The sequence below is a fragment of the Actinokineospora auranticolor genome, assembly GCF_041897805.1.
Classification (GTDB): Bacteria; Actinomycetota; Actinomycetes; order Mycobacteriales; family Pseudonocardiaceae; genus Actinokineospora; species Actinokineospora auranticolor.
Genome location: NZ_CP154825.1, coordinates 6,617,282 through 6,636,868 on the forward strand (window position 1 = coordinate 6,617,282; position 19,587 = coordinate 6,636,868).

At 74.0% G+C, this 19,587-nt stretch carries 17 protein-coding genes; 9 read left to right on the top strand and 8 right to left on the bottom strand.

Annotated features, from left to right (window positions below):
- The first annotated feature begins 469 nt into the window (after positions 1-469).
- On the top strand, positions 470-1,261 hold the full coding sequence (locus V5P93_RS28860; protein ID WP_181043700.1) for an SDR family oxidoreductase: 792 nt from the start codon (positions 470-472) through the stop codon (positions 1,259-1,261).
- Here V5P93_RS28860 and V5P93_RS28865 read toward each other — a convergent pair.
- Positions 1,228-2,472 carry an MFS transporter gene (locus V5P93_RS28865; protein WP_104481238.1) on the bottom strand — a complete coding sequence of 415 codons (1,245 nt, stop codon included), beginning with the start codon at positions 2,470-2,472 and terminating at the stop codon, positions 1,228-1,230. The two genes, V5P93_RS28860 and V5P93_RS28865, sit on opposite strands and share 34 nt — an antisense overlap.
- Before the next feature lie 351 nt (positions 2,473-2,823).
- Positions 2,824-3,378, bottom strand: coding sequence for a DUF664 domain-containing protein (locus V5P93_RS28870; protein WP_104481237.1), 555 nt, complete (start codon positions 3,376-3,378; stop codon positions 2,824-2,826).
- Between the two features lie 126 nt (positions 3,379-3,504).
- On the opposite strand from V5P93_RS28870, the gene V5P93_RS28875 reads away from it, so the two are divergent.
- The 5 genes from V5P93_RS28875 to V5P93_RS28895 all read left to right on the top strand — a co-directional run bounded on the left by V5P93_RS28875 (position 3,505) and on the right by V5P93_RS28895 (position 7,347).
- The gene (locus V5P93_RS28875; RefSeq protein ID WP_181043699.1) at positions 3,505-4,944 is read left to right on the top strand and encodes an AMP-binding protein; all 1,440 of its coding nucleotides are present in this window, start codon (positions 3,505-3,507) and stop codon (positions 4,942-4,944) included.
- A gap of 2 nt (positions 4,945-4,946) precedes the next feature.
- Positions 4,947-5,609 carry an energy-coupling factor transporter transmembrane protein EcfT gene (locus tag V5P93_RS28880; protein WP_104481235.1) on the top strand — a complete coding sequence of 221 codons (663 nt, stop codon included), beginning with the start codon at positions 4,947-4,949 and terminating at the stop codon, positions 5,607-5,609.
- Positions 5,606-6,049 (top strand): avidin/streptavidin family protein, encoded by a 444-nt coding sequence (locus tag V5P93_RS28885; protein ID WP_104481234.1) that lies wholly within the window; start codon positions 5,606-5,608, stop codon positions 6,047-6,049. The genes V5P93_RS28880 and V5P93_RS28885 overlap by 4 nt, the downstream gene beginning before the upstream one ends.
- A 63-nt stretch (positions 6,050-6,112) precedes the next feature.
- Entirely contained in the window at positions 6,113-6,673 is a 561-nt protein-coding gene (locus tag V5P93_RS28890) for a biotin transporter BioY (RefSeq protein WP_104481257.1), read from the top strand.
- Positions 6,670-7,347: an energy-coupling factor ABC transporter ATP-binding protein gene (locus tag V5P93_RS28895; protein ID WP_104481233.1), complete on the top strand. Its 678-nt coding sequence runs from the start codon at positions 6,670-6,672 to the stop codon at positions 7,345-7,347. The genes V5P93_RS28890 and V5P93_RS28895 overlap by 4 nt, the downstream gene beginning before the upstream one ends.
- On the opposite strand, the gene V5P93_RS28900 is transcribed toward V5P93_RS28895, so the two are convergent.
- Complete coding sequence (locus tag V5P93_RS28900) at positions 7,337-8,260, bottom strand: nucleoside hydrolase (protein ID WP_104481232.1); 924 nt, start codon at positions 8,258-8,260, stop codon at positions 7,337-7,339. The two genes, V5P93_RS28895 and V5P93_RS28900, sit on opposite strands and share 11 nt — an antisense overlap.
- Positions 8,261-9,116: 856 nt before the next feature.
- Here V5P93_RS28900 and V5P93_RS28905 point away from each other — a divergent pair.
- Together V5P93_RS28905 and V5P93_RS28910 are read left to right on the top strand one after the other, a co-directional pair.
- Positions 9,117-9,884: a hypothetical protein gene (locus V5P93_RS28905; protein ID WP_104481231.1), complete on the top strand. Its 768-nt coding sequence runs from the start codon at positions 9,117-9,119 to the stop codon at positions 9,882-9,884.
- A gap of 1,095 nt (positions 9,885-10,979) precedes the next feature.
- On the top strand, positions 10,980-11,744 hold the full coding sequence (locus V5P93_RS28910; protein WP_104481230.1) for a TetR/AcrR family transcriptional regulator: 765 nt from the start codon (positions 10,980-10,982) through the stop codon (positions 11,742-11,744).
- 105 nt (positions 11,745-11,849) lie between these two features.
- Here V5P93_RS28910 and V5P93_RS28915 read toward each other — a convergent pair whose 3' ends face one another.
- The 4 genes from V5P93_RS28915 to V5P93_RS28930 all read right to left on the bottom strand — a co-directional run bounded on the left by V5P93_RS28915 (position 11,850) and on the right by V5P93_RS28930 (position 17,832).
- The gene (locus V5P93_RS28915; RefSeq protein ID WP_181043697.1) at positions 11,850-13,160 is read right to left on the bottom strand and encodes a hypothetical protein; all 1,311 of its coding nucleotides are present in this window, start codon (positions 13,158-13,160) and stop codon (positions 11,850-11,852) included.
- Positions 13,160-15,913, bottom strand: coding sequence for a DEAD/DEAH box helicase (locus V5P93_RS28920; protein ID WP_104481229.1), 2,754 nt, complete (start codon positions 15,911-15,913; stop codon positions 13,160-13,162). Before V5P93_RS28920 ends, V5P93_RS28915 begins: the two co-directional genes overlap by 1 nt.
- Before the next feature lie 132 nt (positions 15,914-16,045).
- Positions 16,046-16,867 carry an ABC transporter permease gene (locus V5P93_RS28925; protein ID WP_104481228.1) on the bottom strand — a complete coding sequence of 274 codons (822 nt, stop codon included), beginning with the start codon at positions 16,865-16,867 and terminating at the stop codon, positions 16,046-16,048.
- 2 nt (positions 16,868-16,869) lie between these two features.
- Positions 16,870-17,832: an ATP-binding cassette domain-containing protein gene (locus tag V5P93_RS28930; protein WP_104481227.1), complete on the bottom strand. Its 963-nt coding sequence runs from the start codon at positions 17,830-17,832 to the stop codon at positions 16,870-16,872.
- A gap of 200 nt (positions 17,833-18,032) precedes the next feature.
- Between V5P93_RS28930 and V5P93_RS28935 the strand changes: the two genes are divergently transcribed.
- A complete protein-coding gene (locus V5P93_RS28935) occupies positions 18,033-18,620 on the top strand; it encodes a TetR/AcrR family transcriptional regulator (protein ID WP_104481226.1) in 588 nt (195 codons plus the stop codon).
- Here the strand turns inward: V5P93_RS28935 and V5P93_RS28940 are convergent.
- Positions 18,610-19,539 carry an NAD(P)-dependent alcohol dehydrogenase gene (locus tag V5P93_RS28940; protein WP_104481225.1) on the bottom strand — a complete coding sequence of 310 codons (930 nt, stop codon included), beginning with the start codon at positions 19,537-19,539 and terminating at the stop codon, positions 18,610-18,612. The genes V5P93_RS28935 and V5P93_RS28940 overlap by 11 nt on opposite strands.
- Positions 19,540-19,587 lie beyond the last annotated feature (48 nt).

Genomic DNA, 19,587 nt, shown 5'->3' on the forward strand with positions numbered 1-19,587 from the left:
GTTCCGGGTGCCGGTGGGCGATGGCGGCGGGAACGCGCTCGGGCGACCGCGGCGGGTGCTGGCCCGCGGTGGGGCGCGCGGGCGCGTGGGCACCCGACGGCAGGTGGCCGAGCGCCGACGGCTGCGCGGCCGCGGACCTGGGCGCGGCGGCAGAGCCACCCGGCGCGGAACCGCGGCGGAGCGCGGGGGGCATCAGGCGGCGTCCGCGGGTAATCGGGCGGGTGGTGGTTGCCCTGTGCTCACGGTGGTCCCCCTAGGCCGCACGTGGACGTTCACGGTACTAGGCGCGACACGGATCCGGGGCGGTTCGGCCGTTCACACCGCGGTTCCCAGGCGCGCCCGTACGGCCGGTACCGGAGCCTTCGCTCCTGGTCTACCACTTCCTTTGGCTGCCAACACTTTTTCATCACCCGAACGCCGTATCCGAGTCCTGCTACGGTCGACGGAACCAGTGGATGGGGGTGCGGCAGTGGAACTGGACGGTGCCGTGGCCGTGCTCACCGGGGCCGCGCTCGGGATCGGGCCGGTGGTCGCCGAACACCTCGCCCGCGCGGGGGTCCGGCTCGCCATCGTCGCCCGCGCCGAGGACGACCCGCGCGCCACGCAACGCCGGTTGACCGGGTACGACACCTTCGTCGTGCCCGCCGACCTCACCGACGACGACGAGCGGGAACGGGTCGTGCGCGTCGTGCGCGAGGTGCTCGGCCCACCGACGCTGCTGGTCACCAACCCGGCCGCCGCGCACGTCGCGCACTTCCGCGACGTCACCGCGGGCGACGTGCGCCGGGTGATCGGGCTCGACCTCATCGCCACCCAGGCGCTCACCGCCCGCCTGCTGCCGGACATGCTCGCCGCCGGGCGGGGCCACATCGTCACCATCGGCTCCGTCGCGGGCCGGACCGGCTACCCGTACGGCGTCCTGGATTCCGCGGCCAAGCACGGCGTTGTCGGCTTCACCCGGGCGTTGCGGGAGGAACTGCGCGGTACCGGGGTCGGTGTGTCCGTGGTCCACCCGACACTGGTCGCCGAGACCGACGCGCCGGGCGGGCGTCCCCGGGCGCTCGGTCGCGTCGGGCCGGAGGACGTCGCCGCGGCGGTGTTGCGGTGCGTGCGCCGCGACCGCGCGGAGATCACCGTCGCCCCGCCGGTGGCGCGGATCGCGAACGCGGTCAGCGCGCTCTCCCCCCGCCTGGCGTCCTGGGTGGGGCGCCGCGGCGGTGTCCACGACTACCTGCGGGCCATCGCCGACCGCCACCGGTGATCACGGTCCACTATGGACTCGTCGGCCGGTTCCCCCGGCCAGGTCCGCGTGCCGTGGGCGAGGCCCAGGAGCGCGACGAGCGCGAGGCAGCCGAGGGCGGCGGCCGGGGAGAGCGCGCCGCCGAGCAGGCCCGCCAGCAGGTAGGTGACCAGCCAGCAGGCGTGCGAGAGCGCGTACTGGGCGGCGAAGACGGCGGGCAGGTCGGCGGGCGCGGCCGCGGCGCGCAGGAGGCGGCCGACCGGGGTGAGGACGGCGGAGCAGGCCGTGCCGATGGCGAACCACAGGACCAGCAGCACCCACCACCCGCCACCGGCCCACAGGAGTACCGCGCCCGCGGTCATCAGCACCACGAGCGCGCCGCAGGCCCGCACCATCACCACGCGTTCCGGTCGCCGGTCGAGTACCCGGGGCAGCAGCAGCGCGGCGGTCGCGGACCCGGCGCCGAACACGCCCAGCGCGACCGACACCGACACCTGCCCGAGCCCGAACCCCGCCCGCACGAGCACGACCGTGTTCACCAGCACCATCGCCCCCGCCGCGGCCGCCCCCAGGTTCAGGCCGAGCTGCGCGCGCAGTCGCGGGGCGCGCAGGTAGTGGCGGATGCCGACCAGGGTGCGGGCCAGGACCGGCGCGGACCCGGGCGCGGTGTCGGGCAGGCGCACGCTCAGCGCCAGCGCCGCCGAGAGCAGGAAACCCAGCGCGGTCCCGACGAACAGCCACGAGAACCCGACGACCGCGAGCAACCCGGCCGCCAGGACCGGGCTCAGCACGCCTTCGAGGTCGTAGGCCAGTCGGGACAGCGACAGCGCCCGCGTGTAGTCCCGCTCGTCCGGCAGCACCAGCGGGATCACCGCCTGGTACGCGGGGGTGAACGCCGCCGACGCGACCTGGAGCACCCCCACGAGCGCGACGACCTGCCACACCGCACCCACCCAGGGCAACACCAGCACGACCGCGCACCGCACCGAGTCCAAGGACACCAGCAGGACCCGCCGCGGCACCCGGTCCGCCACCGCCGCCGCGATCGGCGCGACCAGGACGTTGGCCGCCATCCGCACCGCGAACACCCCGGCCAGCACCACCCCGGCGTCCGCACCGGCCAGGTCGTAGGCCAGCAGCCCCAACGCGACGGTGGTCAACCCGGTCCCCGCCAACGCGACGACCTGGGCGAGGAACAAACGCCGGTAGGTCACCGTGGAAAGAGCCGCCATATCGGCGAGCATAAATACCGAATGGATTTGCGTCGATGCCGCAAATGCACAACATCGGCAAGTAAAAGGAATGTGCGTGGTCTATCCCGAGCGATGTTCGCGAGTCCGATATCGATGTCCAGGCCGACTTGACGGTCTCGCCGGTGGTCCGGGCAGCAGGCCGGAACGCCGTGGGCGGCGAAGATGGGCGCGTGCCGCTGTCAGGTCTCACCGACGGGTGACACGAGCCAGCTCCTTACGGCGTTCGCCGAATGCCAGTCGGCCGTGGACTCGTGGGTGATCCCGGTGCTGAGACGCGATGGGGACGGAGCATCGCCGACCCACGCTCAACCGGACGGACCACGGACCGCGTCACTGGCCGACACGACCGTCCACGCATTCCCGGAGCAGGTCCGCGTGGCCGCAGTGCCGGGCGTACTCCTCGATCCGGTGGACCAGCAGGTCGCGGATCGCGATGGACCTGCGCCCCGGCGCCGCGCCGAGGTCCGGGTGCCGGTCCAGTTCCGCGTCGGTGGCCGCCTGCTCCCGGGCCAGGTCCGCGAAGGCGGCGGCCACCGCGGCCGGTTCCCCCACCGCGCCGTCGAAGTCGCCGTCGCGCGGGCCGTAGAGCTTGGGCAGGTCCTCGTCGGTGATCCACGTGCGCCAGTCCCGCTCCACCTCGGCGAGGTGGCGCACCAGGCCCAGCAGCGACATCGTCGACGGCGGGACCGAGCGGTGGGCCAGCTGCGCGGGGGTCAGGCCGTCGCACTTCATCCGCAGCGTCAGGCGGTAGTCGCGCAGGTAGCCGCGCAGCGTCGCGAGTTCACCGTCCGGGCTGGGACCGTCGCTCTCGCGGGGGTCGTCCGCCGGGTCCGCCCACATGTCGGGGTGGACGGTGGCCTGGGTCCAGCGCTCGGGTGGGTTCATGGGCCCATGCTCGCACCGGGCCGCGACCGCGCCGAACGAATTGCGGACGGCTGCCATGGCGTGCGGTGCTTCGACAACCCTCGTAAGGTCCGAAGGCGTGGCATCCGCACCACGGCGGCGTTCGCCATGACGATCGCCGCCCGCTTCGCCGCGCACGCGGGAGACCGACCGGCGGTCGTCTCCGGCGACGGCGCGACCGTCGACTACGCGGCCCTGCTCGCCAGGGCCCGCGCCTTCGCCCACGCCCTGGGCCCCGAGCACGCCGCGGGGGTCGCACTGCTGGCCGACCGCCGGGTGGAGGTGCTGGAGGTCTTCCTCGGGGCGGCGCTCGCCGGTGTGCCGGTGCAGGTCTACGACCCGGCGTGGAGCCGGGCCGAGGTGGCGGCGGTCCTCGCCGAGACCCGGCCGAGCCTGGTGTTCACCGGCACCGACCACGACGTCCCGGGCGTCCCCCTCGGCGGGCTGCGCGACTGGGTGGCGTCGCGGCCGCGCGCGCCGCACCTGCCCGAGGTCCCCGACACCGCACCGTTCTACGTCGGGTTCACCTCCGGCAGCACCGGTCGCCCCAAGGCCGCGGTCCGCGCGCACCGCTCGTGGACGCGCACCTTCGACCGCTACGACGAGGAGTTCGGCATCGGCCCGGACGACCACGTGCTGGTCCCGGGCTCCCTGGGCCACTCGCACTTCCTCTTCGGCGCCGTGCACGCCCTGGCCGCGGGCGCGACCCTGCACCTGCTGCCCCGCTTCGACCCGGACCTGGTCCTGACCCGGGTCCGCGAGCACCCGGTGACCGTGCTGTACCTGGTCCCGACCATGTTCGAGGCGCTGGTCGACCACGGCCGCGGCCACTTCCCGCTGGTGCGGACCGTGCTGTCCGCGGGCGCGAAGTGGTCACCGGCCCGGCGCGCGCGGTCGGTCGAGCTGTTCCCCGGGGCCGACACCGCCGAGGTCTACGGCGCGACCGAGCTGAGCCTGGTGTCGGTCCTGCACGGCGGCACCGGTCCCGAGGACTCGGTGGGCAGGCCGGTGTCGGGGGTGGAGCTGTCGGTGCGCGGTCCCGGCGGCACCGAGGTCCCGCCCGGCGAACCCGGCCGGGTGCACGTGCGCAGCGACATGCTGTTCACCCGCTACCTCTCCCCCGACGACGGCTCGGGCCCGGACGCCGACGGGTTCTTCACCACCGGCGACATCGGGCGGCTCGACGCGGGCGGCCACCTGCACCTGCTGGGGCGGACGCGCGGGATGTTGGTCAGCGGCGGGGTCAACGTCTACCCGGAGGAGGTCGAGGCGGCCCTGCTGCGGTTGGGCGAGGTCGCGGAGGCCGCGGTGGTCGGTCTGCCGGACGGGTACTGGGGCGAGGTGGTGTGCGCGGCGGTGCGCTGGCGCGGTGCGGCGCGGCTCGACCTGGCGGCGTTGCGGGACCGGGCGGCCGAGCACCTGTCGCGGCAGAAGTGCCCGCAGCGGCTGTTCGAGTTCGCTGCCCTTCCGCACCGCCCAACGGGCAAGGTCGACCGGGCGCGGGTGCGCGAGATGGTGCTCGACCGGGCGGGCGATACTGTGCGGTAGCCATGTTGAGCCTCTACCACGACGCCCGGACCCCGGTGCACGCGTTGCCCGCCGGGGTCAAGCTGTCGATCTTGGTGGCGGTCGGCACGGCGGTGTTCTTCGCCGGGTCCGCGCCCGTGCTGGGCGCGTCGCTGGGCGCGGTGGCGCTGCTGTACGCGCTGGCTCGGGTGCCCGCGCGGGTGGCCTGGCGGCAGTCGGCGCCGGTGCTGCCGTTCCTGGTGTTGATCGTCGCGACGCAGGTGCTGATCGCCGGGTGGGTCGTCGCCGCGCTGGTCGGGCTGCGGGTGCTGGTGCTGGTCGCGCTGGCGAACCTGGTCACGCTGACCACCCGCACCTCGGCGGTGGTGGCCGCGGTCGAGGCGGCGCTGCGGCCGCTGCGCCCGCTCGGGGTGCGGCCGGAGCGGGTGGGGTTGGTGGTCGCGATGACCATCCGGTTCATCCCGGTGATCAAGGAACAGGCCGATCTGGTGCGCGCCGCCCAGCGCGCCCGGGGAGTCGAGCGGAGCACCGCGTTCCTGGTCCCGCTGCTGGTGCGGACCCTGCGGCTGGCCGACGGACTGGGCGAGGCGCTGGACGCGCGGGGCGTCGGCTCCGGGGAGCGCTCCCGGCGGTCCCGCGCTAGCGTGCGGGCCGTCCGAACCAGCGATCCGCAGGGGGATCAATGAGCGTCAACGGAGTTTGGTACAACGAGCTCAATTCCAAGATGACGATCGCCACCGCGTCCGACGGGGTCACGCTCACCGGCACCTACCAGTCCCTGGTGGGCAACGCGCCCGGCGTCTACGCGCTCGTCGGGAAGTACAACGCCGCGCCCACCGCGGGCTACGGGGCGGCCGTCGGGTGGAGCGTGTCGTGGCAGAACGGGGTGAACGACTCGAACTCGCTCACCACGTGGAGCGGCCAGTACTTCGCCGTCGGTCGCGAGTGGATCTCCACGACCTGGCTGATGGTGGTGCAGAGCACCGTGAAGAGCGTCTGGGAGTCGACGATGGTCGCGGTCGACAAGTTCTACCGGCAACCCGCGACCGACGAGGAGGTCGAGGCCCGGCTCGCGCTCGGGCACGCCTCCTCACACCCGCTGGACGTGCTGGGGCCCCGAGGCTGACCGGAACCGGGTGCGCGCGGCCCGGCACCGTGCGCACCCTCCTTTGTGGAACTGGGGGAACAGGTGCGCAGCAAGGACATCGCCCTGGTCGCGCTCTTCGCGGCCATCATGGTGGTGCTGGGGTTCTTCCCGCTGATCGAGTTGCCGTTGGTGCCCGCGCCGTTCACCGCGCAGACGCTGGGCGTCATGCTCGCGGGTTCGGTGCTCGGCGCGCGGCGCGGCGGGTCGGCGATCCTGCTGTTCGTGGTGCTGGTGGCGATCGGCCTGCCGGTGCTGCCGGGCGGGCGCGGCGGGCTGGGCGTGATCATGGGGGTGACGGGCGGGTTCGTCCTGGCGTACCCGGTCGGGGCGTTCGTCGTGGGACTGCTCACGGAGTTGTGCTGGCGCCGGTACAACCTGGCGCTCGCCCTGCTGTGCAACGCCGTGGGTGGGGCGCTGGTGCTGTACGCGATCGGCATCCCGTGGATGGCGGTGGTGGGCGGGCTGCCGCTGGGGAGGGCGTTCACGGGATCTGTCGTGTTCCTGCCCGGTGACGCGGCGAAGGTGGTCGTGGCGTCCCTGGCGGCCGTGGCGGTGCGCCGGGCCTACCCCCTGGTCGAGCCGCGCGAGCGGGCGGGCGCGTGATCGAGCTTTCCGGTGTGGGTCACCGCTTCGGCGACCGCTGGGTCCTGCGCGGTGTGGACTTGGCGCTGACCGAGCGGCGCGTGGCGGTGATCGGCGCCAACGGTTCGGGCAAGAGCACGTTCGCCAGGCTCCTCAATGGACTGATCGTGCCGACCGAGGGTCGGGTACGGGTGGACGGACTGGACACCCGGAAACGGGGGCGCGAGGTCCGGCGGCGGGTCGGGTTCGTGTTCCAGGACCCGGACGTGCAGATCGTGATGCCCACGGTGGCGGAGGACCTGGCGTTCGGGCTCAAGCACCACGACGTGCCGAAGGTGTCGATCCCCGGGCTGGTGGACCGGGCACTGGCGGACTTCGGGCTCGCGGAGTACCGCGACCACCCCGCGCACCTGCTCAGCGGCGGGCAGAAGCAGCTGCTGGCCATCGCCGCGGTGCTGGTGACGGATCCGGCGTACATCGTGTTCGACGAACCGACGACGCTGCTCGACCTGCGCAACAAGCGCCGCGTCGTGGCGGTGGTCGCCGGGTTGGCGCAGCAGGTGGTCGTGGTCTCCCACGACCTGGACCTGCTGGCGGACTTCGACCGCGCGGTCGTCTTCGACGAGGGCCGCGTCGTGGCCGACGGCACCCCGGCCGAGGCGGTCGCGGCGTACCTGGCGCTGCTCAGCGGGTGAGCGCCGCGAGCAGTCCACTGTGGAACCGCGCGGTGTCGACGGTCCTGGCCACGGCGATGCGGTGGCCGGTCCCCTCGGCGCGGTTCCCCCGGAGGTCGGCGACGGTCCGGCCCCGGGTGTGGGTGCCGGTCAGCTCGACGCCGACCGCCAGGTGGTCGTAGGTGGCGAGGGTGGGGTCGAGCAGGATCGCGGCGGCCAGCGGGTCGTGCGGGGTGAAGGTCCGGTAGCCCAGGGCCTTGGTGTAGAAGTCCACGTAGTAGCGCAGGGCCGCGGCGGAGAAGCGGGCCACGGGCGCGGGGGACGCGTTGAGGGCGTCGATCCAGGCGCTGTCGACGCGGACGGCCTCGGTGACGTCGAGGCCGACGAGGGTCAGCCGGAAACCGGCGCCGAGGACCAGGTCGGCGGCCTCCGGGTCCAGGTGGACGTTGGCCTCCGCGTGGGCCGTGCGGTTGCCGGGGACGCGGATGGCGCCGCCCATGACGACCACCGCGTCGAGCAGGTCGGGCAGGTCGGGTTCGAGGAGCAGGGCCAGGGCGACGTTGGTCAGCGGGCCGAGCGCCAGCAGGGTGAACCGCCCGGGGTTGGCGCGCGCGAGCCGGACCAGCTGCTCGGCGGCGGACTCGCCGCGGGTGACGTCGACGTCGCCGCCCTCGCCGCCCAGGCCGTCGTCGCCGTGGACGAACTCCGAGGTCCGCAGCGGCTGGGCCAGCGGCCGGTGGGCGCCGACGGCGACGGGGACGTCGCGCAGACCGGCCTCATCCAGCACCCGCCGCGCGTTGGCGGCGGTGCGCGGCGCGGGGGCGTTGCCGTGCACGCTGCCCACGGCCGCGATCTCGACGCCGGGTTGGGCGGCGAGGTAGAGCAGGGCCAGGGCGTCGTCGATGCCCGGGTCGGTGTCGATGATCAACCGCATGTGGTGTCCCTCCGGTCGGCGCCACCTATCCTCGCCGACGGCGCCGTAACTGGTGGTTAATCCCCGAAGGCGGCGCGGTACCAAAGGCGATTCACGTCGTTGTCGAGGAGGATGCGCAAGCCGTCGCCGAGGCAGTGCGGGGCGATGCGGGCGCGGTATACGTTGTCCAATGGGTCGATGAGCGTTCGCAACTCCCGCGCGGCGTTCTTCGGTGGGGCGCACAAGGCCGCTCTCGGGATCTCGCGGTGCCGCGACTCGGCGGCCCAGCCGCGGCAATCGCGGTCCCGCGGACGTACTCGCGGAGTCGGCGCAGTGGGCCGGGTGCGAACGCGGACCAGCGGGCAGGCGCCTCGGCGAGTTCACCCGGGCGTTCGAGGTCCGCGATCGCCCGGAGGGTGGCGGCGGAGACGCCGCTGACCTGCCGCCGGGACGGCTCCGGGACCCGGCGGGGCGGCCGGGGTCGGTGGGGGCGCCGACGCGGCACCGCTCCGGCGTGTCGGCACGGCGCGATCCTGGCACGGACCGGCGCGGGGCACGACCGATATAGGGCGTCGGATGGCACATTCCGCTGCCCGACCGGGCGGCACATCGTGAAGTCACGGTAATGCGCGGGCTTCCCCGTTTTGCCCAGATCGACCGGTTCCGTGTGCTATGAGATCCGCGGCACACCGGTGGCAACGAACCGTAGTGGACTGGAATCCGGGGCGATATCCACCCGTTCGGCGGAATCACTTCGGTGCACTCCCGACCACATTCACACAACATTCGGACGCAGCGTGGATAACGTGGACTGTGTTGCCGCGCCGCGGATTCGCCGTTATCCTCAGCGTAATTCGCCGATTCCCCCGGGAGTCCCGTGCCCGTCAAGCTGTCCCGTCGCGACCTGGAACACCTCGGCGACGACCCGGTGTTCCTGGAGGCCGGGTTCCACCTCGCGCTCGACCTGCTCGGCGGGCCGAGCGACCCCGACGCGTTCGAGACACCGGACGGCGTGCCGGTGCGGCGCGCGCCCGGTGGCGGCGGCGCGGTGGTCACGCTGCTGGCCGAGGACGACGGCGCGGTGCTGGCCCGGCTCGCCGCCGACGCGCTCGACGCGTGGCGCACGGCGCTGCCCGCCGGTCTGGTGGCCCGCTACTTCGCGCCGCCGGGGGCGGACGTGCTGGGCCTGTGCGGCACCGGTCCGGTCGCGTGGGCCTGCCTGCGCGCGCTGACCAGGGCGCTGCCCACGCTGCGCCGCGTCCGGGTGACCGGGCCGAACGCCGTCGGGTTCGCCGCCGACGCGGCCAAGCGCACCGGGCTGCCGGTCACCGCCGCGGCGGACGCGGGCGCCGACGCGGACGTGCTGGCGATCACCGAACCCGGCTGCGCGGACGCCCGCCGGGGCGCGCTGGTGCTGACCACGGGCCCCGCCCCGACCTGGGGGGAGCACGGCCCCCGCCGCGAACTGGCCTGGGACGACGCGGTCCGCGCGGTACTCGACGGCGTGGCCGCGCCGCGCGCGGATGGGCTGCTCGTGGTCCTCGGGGACAACCCGCGGACCACTCGCTGGCAGCGGTCGCTGGACGGGTGGGCGTTGCGCCGGGCCTGGGAACTCGATGTGGGCTTGATGTTCACTGTGGACTAGGTGGGCCGGCGTTCTCCGGCGTGATCGGACGGCCCGGCTGCCGGGGGTGCGGCGGGTCCGGCTTCGGTGGGTTCTGAACCAGCGGGGCGGGGTCGGGGTTGGTGCGGTTCCAGCGGGGTTGCGTTCTCTCGTGGTTCTAGCGCGAGTTTTCGAGCTGCGCTCGATGGGGTGAAACGTCTTTGTGCGGGGCCCCTACGGACCTGCGGTGGGGCAAAGCGGTGGGAGGGGCAAGCCCACCCCACCCGCGGGCGAGCTTGGCAGGTCCGTCCTCCCACACAAAGACGTTCCACCCCATCGAGCAGTGAACAGGGGCGCGGTGGGTTGGGTGGGGTGTGGGTTGGCAGACGTCGGGGGCTGGCGGGTTCGGCTTGGCGGGGTGGAGGAGGTTGCGGGACGGGCCTGGCAGGTGGGCGAGTGCGGCTTGGGTGGGCGGGTAGGGCCGACACAGGTCGGCGGCCAGCAGGTTCGGCTTGGGTGGGTGAAAGGTCGGGCTGGGACACGTCAGCAGCCGGTGGGCTCAGCTTGACGAGGTGGAGGAAGTTGCGGAGCGGGCCTAGCGGGCGGGCAGGGCCAACATAGGTCGACGGCCGGCGGGTTCGGCTTGACCCGGTGGAGAAAGTTGCGGGCGGGCCTGGCGAGCGGGCACGTACGGCTTGGGTGGGCGGGTAGGGCCGACACAGGTCGGCGGCCAATGGACTCGGCTCGACCGGGTGGAAGAAGTTGCGGGCGAGCCTGGCAGGCGGGCAAGTGCGGCTCGGGTGGGCACAAGTCGGCGGCCGGTGGGCTCGGCGGGGTGGGTTGCGAGGTGGCCGGGCAGGTGGGCGGGTGCGACCTCGATCCAAGCCAGGCCTGATCGGACGGCCCCGCGCGCCGTCGGGGGCTCGGGTGCGCGGGGCCGTCCGCCCGCCACTTCGGAGATGGCGGTATGCGCCGGGGGAAAGGGGGTGCCCCCGGTCTTTCGTCTACGCCGGTAGCCCTCGTCCAACCAGCACGGCCGGTTGTCGGGCGCGGTTCGATCGGGTTTCCGACGGGAGCGGCCCACGCCGGTGGTCGTACGTAGTATCGTACTTGGTACGCGGCTATTCTGGGGGGACTATGACACGAGGCCGAGACAAGTCCGACCCCACCCGGAGCCTGGCGCTGCTGTGGCGGACTCGGGAACCGTCCCCGCGCGAAGGCCGCACCGAGCTGAGCGTCGACCGGATCACCAGGGCTGCCATCGCGATCGCGGACGGCGAGGGGGTCGGCGCGCTGACCATGCGGCGGGTGAGCGAGGCGCTGGGGGTGGGGACGATGTCGCCCTACACCTACGTCCCCGGCAAGGCCGAGCTGATCGACCTGATGATGGACACGGTCTACGGCGAGCTGCCCCCGCTCGACCCCACCGCGAGCGGCTGGCGGGAGCGGTTGGAGGGGGTCGCGCGCAGCAACTGGGAGCTGTACCGGGCGCACCCGTGGCTGTCGTACGTGGAAACCAGCAGGCCCGTGCTGGGCCCGAACCTGATCGCCAAGTACGAGCGCGAGCTGACCGCCCTCGCGGACACCGGCCTCGACGACGTGACACTGGACTCGGTGCTGACGCTGGTCTTGGGCCACGTCCGCAACACGGCCCGGGCCGCGGCGGACGTGGTGGAACTGGAGCGCAGCACGGGCCTGACCGACGAGCAGTGGTGGCGCAGCCAGGCCCCGTGGCTCGCCCGGTTCACCCGCCCCGGCGACCACCCGACCGCCGACCGCGTCGGGACGGCGGCGGGCACCGAGCACCAGGCCGCGTACAACGCCGACCACGCCCTGCGCTTCGGGCTCGACCGCATCCTCGACGGCGTGGCCGACCTGATAGCCCAGCAGCGGGCCGACTGACCTCCCAGCTCACCTGCCCCGCAACAGTCCCACCAAGGACAAAGCGAGACGGTGCGGCCAAGCTGCGGCCCACAGTGGAACCACCCGACCGACTGACACCCAGACTTACTCGTCCCGCAGCAGTTCGACGAGCGAGAGGGCGAGGTCGTCGGTGGGGGTGCCCGCGAGCGCCCAGCCCCCGGCGGGGTCGGCGCGGAAGGGGTACCAGCGGCCGTCCTGGGTCAGGCGGAGTTGGATGCCCTTGGACTCGACCGTCCACCGGTTCCGCCAGACCTTCAGCGCGGGTGGCTCGCCGAACCCGCTGTCCCGCCAGGCTTCCTCGAACTCCGCTCGGGTCCTGGTAGTGGTCTCCCGCGGCGGCGCCCACGTCTGCTCCAGCGCCGCGAGGCCCGCCGCGCCGGCGATCTCCCAGGCGTGGACGGCGCGCGTGAAGTCCGTGGGGCGGCCGGTGCGTGCGGCCGTTCGCTCGACCAAGTCGGTGTGGGCCGCGAGGCGCACCGCGTCCGGCCACTGGGACAGGTTGAGGTCATCGCCCGCCAGCAAGGCCCGGGCGCGTTCGGCGGCGGCTGCCGCCAGGGCCACCAGTGCGGCATTGTCCACAGGGGACTTGGCCTCGACGTCTTCCAGTACCGGCAACAGGTCCAGCATGGAAGCGGGCTCGGAGTCGGCGGGCAGGTCGGCGACCTCGGCGGCCCAGGCCTCCGCCGCCGCAACCCCGGGCACCGCCACGGGATCGCCTGTCGTTCCACGGGTGTTGCGGCGGTGCAACTCCGCCGTCAACTCCGCCTCGCCGCGGCCGCGGACCAGCAGCAGGACGAACGGGTCCCGGTCCAGCAGCCACGACACCTGGTATGCCAGGGCCGCCGCGTGCTCGCACGGGCTGTCCCAGCCGAGGCAGTCGCACTCCGGGTCGAGGTCCCCGTAGTCCGGCAGCAACCGCACCCCGGCGTCGGACGCGGCGCCGACGAGGTCGCGGGGCATGTCCTTGTCCAGCAGCGCCGCGATGTGGCCCGCGCGGGTGGCGACCTTGTCCAGGAACCGGTCCCAGCCCGCGTCGGTGAGCTCCGCGATCCGCACCACCGTCGCGTAGGGGCGGGTGTGGTCGCCGTCGTGCACGGGCGCCGAGACGCGACCGGGGCTGACCGTGATCACCCCGACCAGGCCGGCGAACGCGTGGGCGCGGCCCTTGCGCAGCCGCTCGTGGTCGAGGGCCGTGTCCTCCATGGCCTCGACCCACGCGTTGCCCCACCACGTGTCGGCGAACTTCTTGCCGTACCGCCTCCCCGGGGGGAACGGCGCGAAGGCGACCGCGCGTCGACCGGGGTCGACCAGGTCGGCCTCCGCGTCCGCTTCCTCGTCGTCGGCGAACAGGGCGGCGAGGTGGCCGTCGTACTCGTCATCGTCGTAGGCGCTCATCACGGGGTCCTCAGTTCGACGAGGCGGAGCAGTTCGGCGTCGGAGAGTGCGCTCAGGGCGGCGTCACCGCCGCCGAGGACGGCGTCGGCCAGTGCCCGCTTGGTCTCCAGCAGGCGCGCGATGCGCTCCTCCAGGGTTCCCCGGGTGATCAACCGGTGCACCTGCACGGGTTTGGTCTGGCCGATGCGGTGCGCGCGGTCGGTGGCCTGCGCCTCGACGGCCGGGTTCCACCAGCGGTCGTAGTGGACCACGTGGTCGGCCCTCGTCAGGTTGAGACCGGTGCCCGCCGCCTTGAGGGACAACAGGAACACGGGCACCTCCCCGCTCTGGAACCGCCGCACCATCTCCTCGCGCCGCGGCACGGGTGTGCCGCCGTGCAGCAGCCGCGTGGGCACGCCGCGGTCGGCGAAGTGCTGCTCCAGCAGGCGGGCCATCCGCACGTACTGGGTGAAGACCAGGACCGCGCCGCCCTCGGCCAGGACGGTGCCGACGAGGTCGTCGAGCAGTTGCAGCTTCTCCGAGCGGGACCGCGCCGGGGTGCCGGTCTCCTTCAGGTAGTGCGCCGGGTGGTTGCACACCTGCTTGAGCCCGACCAGCAGCTTGAGCACGAGCCCGCGCCGCGCGATCTCCGTCGCGCCCGCCCGGATCTCGGCCAGCACCTCGCGCACCACGCGCTCGTAGAGGGCGACCTGCTCGGCGGTCAGCTCGACGCCGTGGTCGGTCTCGATCTTCGGCGGCAGCTCCGGCGCGATCCCGGGGTCGGATTTGCGCCTGCGCAACAGGAACGGCCGCACCAGCCGCGACAGCCGGTCGGCGGTGCGGCGGTCGCGGTCGACCTCGATGGTCCGCGACCACCCGCGCCGGAAGGCGCCCGCCGTCCCGAGCAGGCCGGGGGTGGTCCAGTCGAGCAGCGCCCACAGCTCGGTCAGGTTGTTCTCCACCGGGGTACCGGTCAACGCGACCCGCGCCCCGCCCGGGATCGCGCGCAGTGCCTTCGCGGTGCCGCTGAGCCGGTTCTTGACGTGCTGGGCCTCGTCCGCGACCACCAGTCCCCAGTGCCTGCCCGCCAGTTCCGCCGCTTCGACGCGCATGGTGCCGTAGGTCGTCAGCACAAACCCGTTGTCCATATCGGACAGTGACCGCGACCCGCCGTGGAAGCGCCGGACCGGGGTGCCCGGCGCGAACCGGGCGATCTCGCTCTCCCAGTTGCCCAGCACCGAGGCCGGGCACACCACCAGCGTCGGTCCGGCGGTGGCCGGGTCCTCGGCGCGCCGCAGGTGCAGGGCGATCAGCGTGATCGTCTTGCCGAGACCCATGTCGTCGGCGAGGCAGCCGCCGAAGCCGAGCGCGGTCATCCGGTGCAGCCAGCGCAGGCCGCGCCGCTGGTAGTCGCGCAGGGTCGCGGTGAGCGCGGCGGGCTGGTCCAGTTCCTCCGGACCGCCGTCGGGGTCGGCCACCCGGTCGACGAGTTCACCGAGCCACCCGTCCGCCACGACGGACACCAGGCCGCCCTCGACCTCGGCGCTACCGATCAACGCCGCGCCGAGCCCCTCCCACGGGGGCAGCGGCGGCAGCGCGGGCTCCCGCGCCTTGCGCGCCAGGTCCGGCTCGACGAGCACCCACCGGTCCCGCAGCCGAACCACGGGCCGGGATCGACCGACAGTGTCCATTTCGGACTCGATGAGCGGTTCGCCCGCCAGGGTCAGCTGCCACTGGAACGCCTGCGGCGGTGCGGCGCGCAAGAACGCGGCGACGTCGGCGGGCGGCTCCCCCGGGGCGCGAACCCGGGCGCGGGCCCCGAGGTCGCGGCCGAGCCCCGGCGGCCACTCGATGTCCACGCCCGCCGCGGCGAGCCGGGCCTCGGCGCCGCCGAGCAGGTCGGCCACGTCCTCGTCGAGCAGCTCCACCTCGACCGGCTCGGCCGCCGCGAGCAGGCCGTCCAGCGGCGACCACACGCGCGCCGCGCGCCGCACGGCCAGCATCGCCTCGAAGGCGGCGCGGTCACCGAAGCGGTGCTCCCGGCCGGACCACAGCGCCGCCGCGTCCGCCACCCGGGTCGGGTCGGCGAGGTCGCGCAGCCGGACGACGGCGGTGAACGGCGTGTCCGCCGGGTCGCCGCGCAACTCCAGCCGCAGCGCGACGCGCAGCCCCGCGTCGACCCCGGCGGCGACCTGCCGGGCCCACTCGGCGTCGGTCCCGGTCGGTTCGGCGGCGGCGTAGCGGGGGTCGCCGGTGAGCAGTTCGGCACCTGCCGTGCGCGGGAGTGTGTCGGCGACGGCGTCGAACAGCGCGCGCAGCAGGGTTTCCGCGTCGGGCAGGACCGGGTCGGGGGCGGTCGGGTCGACCGGGATCGACCGCGCGCTCGCGGGCATGGCGGCGGCCAGCGCGCGGAGCCGTTCGACGTCGGCGACGTCGAACGGTCCCATGCGCCAGGCATCGGCCCCGCCCGCCGAGACGCCGGGCAGCACCCTGCCGCGCGCGGCCAGGCGCAGCGCGGCGCGCACGGCGGCGGCGTGGAACCGGGCCGACGGGTGGGCGTCCGCGCCGAGCGCGGCGAGCAGCGGGAGCGCCGCGTCGACCGGCACCCGCCGCCCGGTCACCTTCCGCAGGCCGACCCGGCCGCCCCGGGGCTCGGTGAGCACGGCCACGGCCCGCTCGCCCCACTCCGGCGGGTCGTCCCCGTGGACCAGGAACGTCCCGGCCCGCGCGGGGTCCCCGGGTTCGAAAACCACCGCGCACCGGCCCAGCACCATCTGCCCCCTTCACCCCGGCTGCCCGGGAACGACCCTGTCCAGCACCGCGTGACCGGCGCTGCCGCCCGCGGCCCACGTGGGTGTCGCCCACCCCCAGCGGGCGACGCGTCCGATAGTGCCGCCTCCGCCGCCTCAGTCGCTCAAGGATCGGTATTGCCTCACTGCAAGCGGCAGGAACACCGCCACCAGCGCGAGCGGCCAGACCACCGCCATCAGCGGCGCGTGCCCGGCGATCCACGACTCGCCGCCCCAGCCCGGGTTGCCGAACAGCTCCCGGGTCGCCTGGACCGTCGACGACAGCGGGTTCCACTCGGCGACCGCGCCGAGCCAGGCGGGCATGGTCGCCGGGGCGACGAAGGCCCCGGAGAGGAAGCCGAGCGGGAACTCCAGGATCTGCACGCCCGCCACCGCCTCCTGCCCCCTCAGCACCAGACCCAGGTAGATCCCCACCCACACCAGGGCGAAGCGCAGCCACAGGATCAGCCCGGCGGCACCCAGCGCCGCACCGGGCGACCCGGTCGCGCGCCAGCCGATCGCCAGGCCCAGCAGCATCATCGTGACGAGGGTGACCACGGCGAACAGCAGGTCCGCCACGGCGCGGCCGATCAGCGCGGCGGCCGGGGCCATCGGCATCGAGCGGAACCGGTCGGTGACCCCGCGTTCGAGGTCGGTGGCGACGGCGGTGGTCGTCATGCTGATGCCGAAGACCATGGTCATGGCGAACATGCCGGGCATCAGGAACTCGCGGTAGCCACCGCCGCCGGGCACGACCATGGCGCCGCCGAACAGGAAGCCGAACATCAGCACGATGAGGACGTTGAAGGCCAACGACGTGAGCAGCACGGCCGGGTTCCGGGACCAGTGCGCGAGGTTGCGCCGGGTGAGCGTCCACGCGTCGGTCAGGGTCCAGCGCAGGCCCGCCCGGTTCTCGTGCGGGGCAACGGGAACGGTCATGGTCACGCGGGTACCTCCTGGGACTCGCGGCCGGTCAGCCGCAGGAAGACCTCGTCGAGCGTCGGACGGCGCAGCACCACGTCCTCGGTGGACACGCCGGCCGCGTCCAGGGCGCGCACCACGTCGGCCAGCGCGCCACCGCGGCTGGTGACCGGCGCGGACACGCGGCGGTTGTCCCGGTCGACCTCCGGCTCGCCCGCGGCTACTACGCGCAGAGCGGCGACGGCGGCGGGAAGGTCCTGGTGGTCGTGGACCACCACGTCGATCCGGTCGGCGCCGATCCGGGCCTTCAACTCGGCGGGGGTGCCGTCGGCGACGACCTTCCCGGTGTCGATGACCGAGATCCGGTCGGCCAGCCGGTCGGCCTCGTCGAGGTACTGGGTGGTCAGCAGGACCGTGGTGCCCTGGCGGACCAGGTCGCGCACGGCCGCCCAGACCTCGTCGCGGCCGCGCGGGTCGAGGCCGACCGTGGGCTCGTCGAGGAACAGCACCGCGGGCGCGAGGATCATGCCAGCGGCCAGGTCCAGCCTGCGCCGCATGCCGCCCGAGTAGGTGCGGACGGGTTTGTCGCCGACGTCGGCCAGGCCGAAGCGGGCCAGCAGCTCGTCCGCGCGGCGGCGGGCCGCGCGGGCGCCCAGCCGGTACAGCCTGCCGAACATGACCAGGTTCTGGTGGCCGCCCAGCACCTCGTCGACGGCGGCGCGCTGCCCGACCAGCCCGATGCGGTAGCGGACCCGGTCGGCCTGGGTGGCCACGTCGAAGCCCGCCACCGCCGCCCGGCCGCCGTCGAAGCGCTGGAGCGTGGCCAGCGCGCGGACGGTGGTCGTCTTGCCCGCGCCGTTGGGGCCGAGCAGGCCGCACGCCGTGCCGCTCGGGACCCGCAGGTCGACACCGTCCAGGGCGACCTTGTCGCCGTACCGCTTCCGCAGCCCCTCGACGACGATCGAGAGATCTTCCGAACCCACCCGAGCCCCCTTCTCCAGGCACCGCCACTCGTGGCGTACTTAGCACGGTACGTGTCGTCGTACTAAGTACGCAAGCCGCAGGCGCGGATCGTTCGCGAATGCGACCGGTCGGACCGGCTCAGCCGCCCCTCGGTTGACAAACCGGTCGGTCGGTTCATAATCTGCCGCAGCCCAGCGGCCACCCCCGACGAGGAGCCCCAGTGACCAAGCAGGCGCGCGCCGAGCGGTCCCGGGCCGCGCTGCTGCGCGCCGCCGCCGAACTGCTGCGCCGCGACGGCTACCAGGCCACCGGGATGGTCGCGGTGGCCGGGGCCGTCGGCATGACCAAGGGCGGCCTGTACTTCCACTTCCCCTCCAAGGACGACCTCTGCGACGCGGTGCAGGCGAGCGCCGTCGACACCCTCGCGAACTGGCTGGCCGACCACCCGTCGACCGGCGTCCAGCGGGTCATCGACCTGACCCACGCGCTGAGCCGCTGGCTGGTGGCGGAGCCGGAGGTGGGGGCGAGCTTCCGGATGGCGCACGAGGTGGCCGGGCACCGGTTCCGGGTGTTCCTGGAGGCGTGGGTGGCCGCGGTGCGGGCGGAACTGGCCCGGGCGGGGAACATCGCCGTGCCGGTGGACACGGCGGCGGCGCTGGTGTCCGCGTTGTCCGTGGGCGCCGAGGCGCTGGGGCCCGACACCAGCGGTCGGCTCGGGGACATGTGGGCCGTCGTGCTGCCGGAGTTGGTGCGCGGGACCGTCGACCACCTCCGGGTCGACGGCACCGGCGCGCCGGTCAGCCGGTGATGACGGTCTTGCCGCGGGCGTCCGGGGACTCGGCGTGGTGGATGGCGAGCGCCGTCTCCGCCAGGGGGTAGGCGCGGTCGACCACCGGGGTCAGGCGGTTGGTCTCGACCAGGTCCCGCAGGGCCGTCAGGTTGCGCCTGCTCGGTTTGGCCGCGATGGGCACCAGGCGGTGGCGGACGAAGCCGGAGAGGAACCAGGCGACCGCGTGCGCGCCGAGGTGGCCGAGCAGGCAGCGGCCCCGGTAGCCGCCGCCGACGGCCAGCAGGAGCGTGCCGCCCCGGGTGAGCCGTCTGCGGGCAGCGCGCAGTCCGCGGTCCCCGGCCAGGTCGAACACCACGTCGAAGCGGTCACGGCCCCACTCCTCGTCGACCTCGTCCGCGCCGAGCGCGCGGACCACGGCGAAGTCCGCCGCGGCGCAGACACCGGTCACGCGCGCGCCCAAGGCTTTCGCGACCTGCACCGCGAACGTGCCCACGCCGCCTGCCGCGCCCGTCACCAGCACCCGTTGCCCGGGTCGCACCACGCCCAGGTCGCGCAACCCGACCAGGGCCGTGTTGCCCGCCAGCGGAACGGCCGCCGCCTCCCCGTACGACAGGTTCTCCGGTTTGCGCGCGACGAACTCCTCGTCCACGCAGACGTACTCGGCGAACGCGCCCACGGCCTCGCCGAACACCTTGTCCCCCAACACGAAGCCGGTCACACCCGCGCCAAGGCCCTCGACCTGACCCGCGAAGTCCCGGCCCAGGACCCTGGGGCGCGACAACCGCAGCACATACGGGTGGCCGTGGAAGTCCTGCCAGTCGACCGGGTTGACCGAGGCCGCGCGGACCCGCACCAGCACCTCGCCCGGCGCGGGCTCGGGGCGGGGCACCTCCCGCACGACCACCGACCCGTAGCGCTCCCGCGTGATCGCCTTCATCGGTCTCCATGCCGGATCGGGCCCCAGGTCCGCAACCTTAGGCAGCGG

Bases quoted from the DNA above. Each gene is read 5' to 3' on its own strand.
- V5P93_RS28910 (WP_104481230.1), top strand. From the start codon at position 10,980: ATGACACGAGGCCGAGACAAGTCCGACCCCACCCGGAGCCTGGCGCTG.
- V5P93_RS28940 (WP_104481225.1), bottom strand. From the start codon at position 19,539: ATGAAGGCGATCACGCGGGAGCGCTACGGGTCGGTGGTCGTGCGGGAG.
- V5P93_RS28925 (WP_104481228.1), bottom strand. From the start codon at position 16,867: ATGACCGTTCCCGTTGCCCCGCACGAGAACCGGGCGGGCCTGCGCTGG.
- V5P93_RS28915 (WP_181043697.1), bottom strand. From the start codon at position 13,160: ATGAGCGCCTACGACGATGACGAGTACGACGGCCACCTCGCCGCCCTG.
- V5P93_RS28920 (WP_104481229.1), bottom strand. From the start codon at position 15,913: ATGGTGCTGGGCCGGTGCGCGGTGGTTTTCGAACCCGGGGACCCCGCG.
- V5P93_RS28870 (WP_104481237.1), bottom strand. From the start codon at position 3,378: ATGAACCCACCCGAGCGCTGGACCCAGGCCACCGTCCACCCCGACATG.
- V5P93_RS28885 (WP_104481234.1), top strand. From the start codon at position 5,606: ATGAGCGTCAACGGAGTTTGGTACAACGAGCTCAATTCCAAGATGACG.
- V5P93_RS28875 (WP_181043699.1), top strand. From the start codon at position 3,505: ATGACGATCGCCGCCCGCTTCGCCGCGCACGCGGGAGACCGACCGGCG.
- V5P93_RS28880 (WP_104481235.1), top strand. From the start codon at position 4,947: ATGTTGAGCCTCTACCACGACGCCCGGACCCCGGTGCACGCGTTGCCC.
- V5P93_RS28865 (WP_104481238.1), bottom strand. From the start codon at position 2,472: ATGGCGGCTCTTTCCACGGTGACCTACCGGCGTTTGTTCCTCGCCCAG.
- V5P93_RS28900 (WP_104481232.1), bottom strand. From the start codon at position 8,260: ATGCGGTTGATCATCGACACCGACCCGGGCATCGACGACGCCCTGGCC.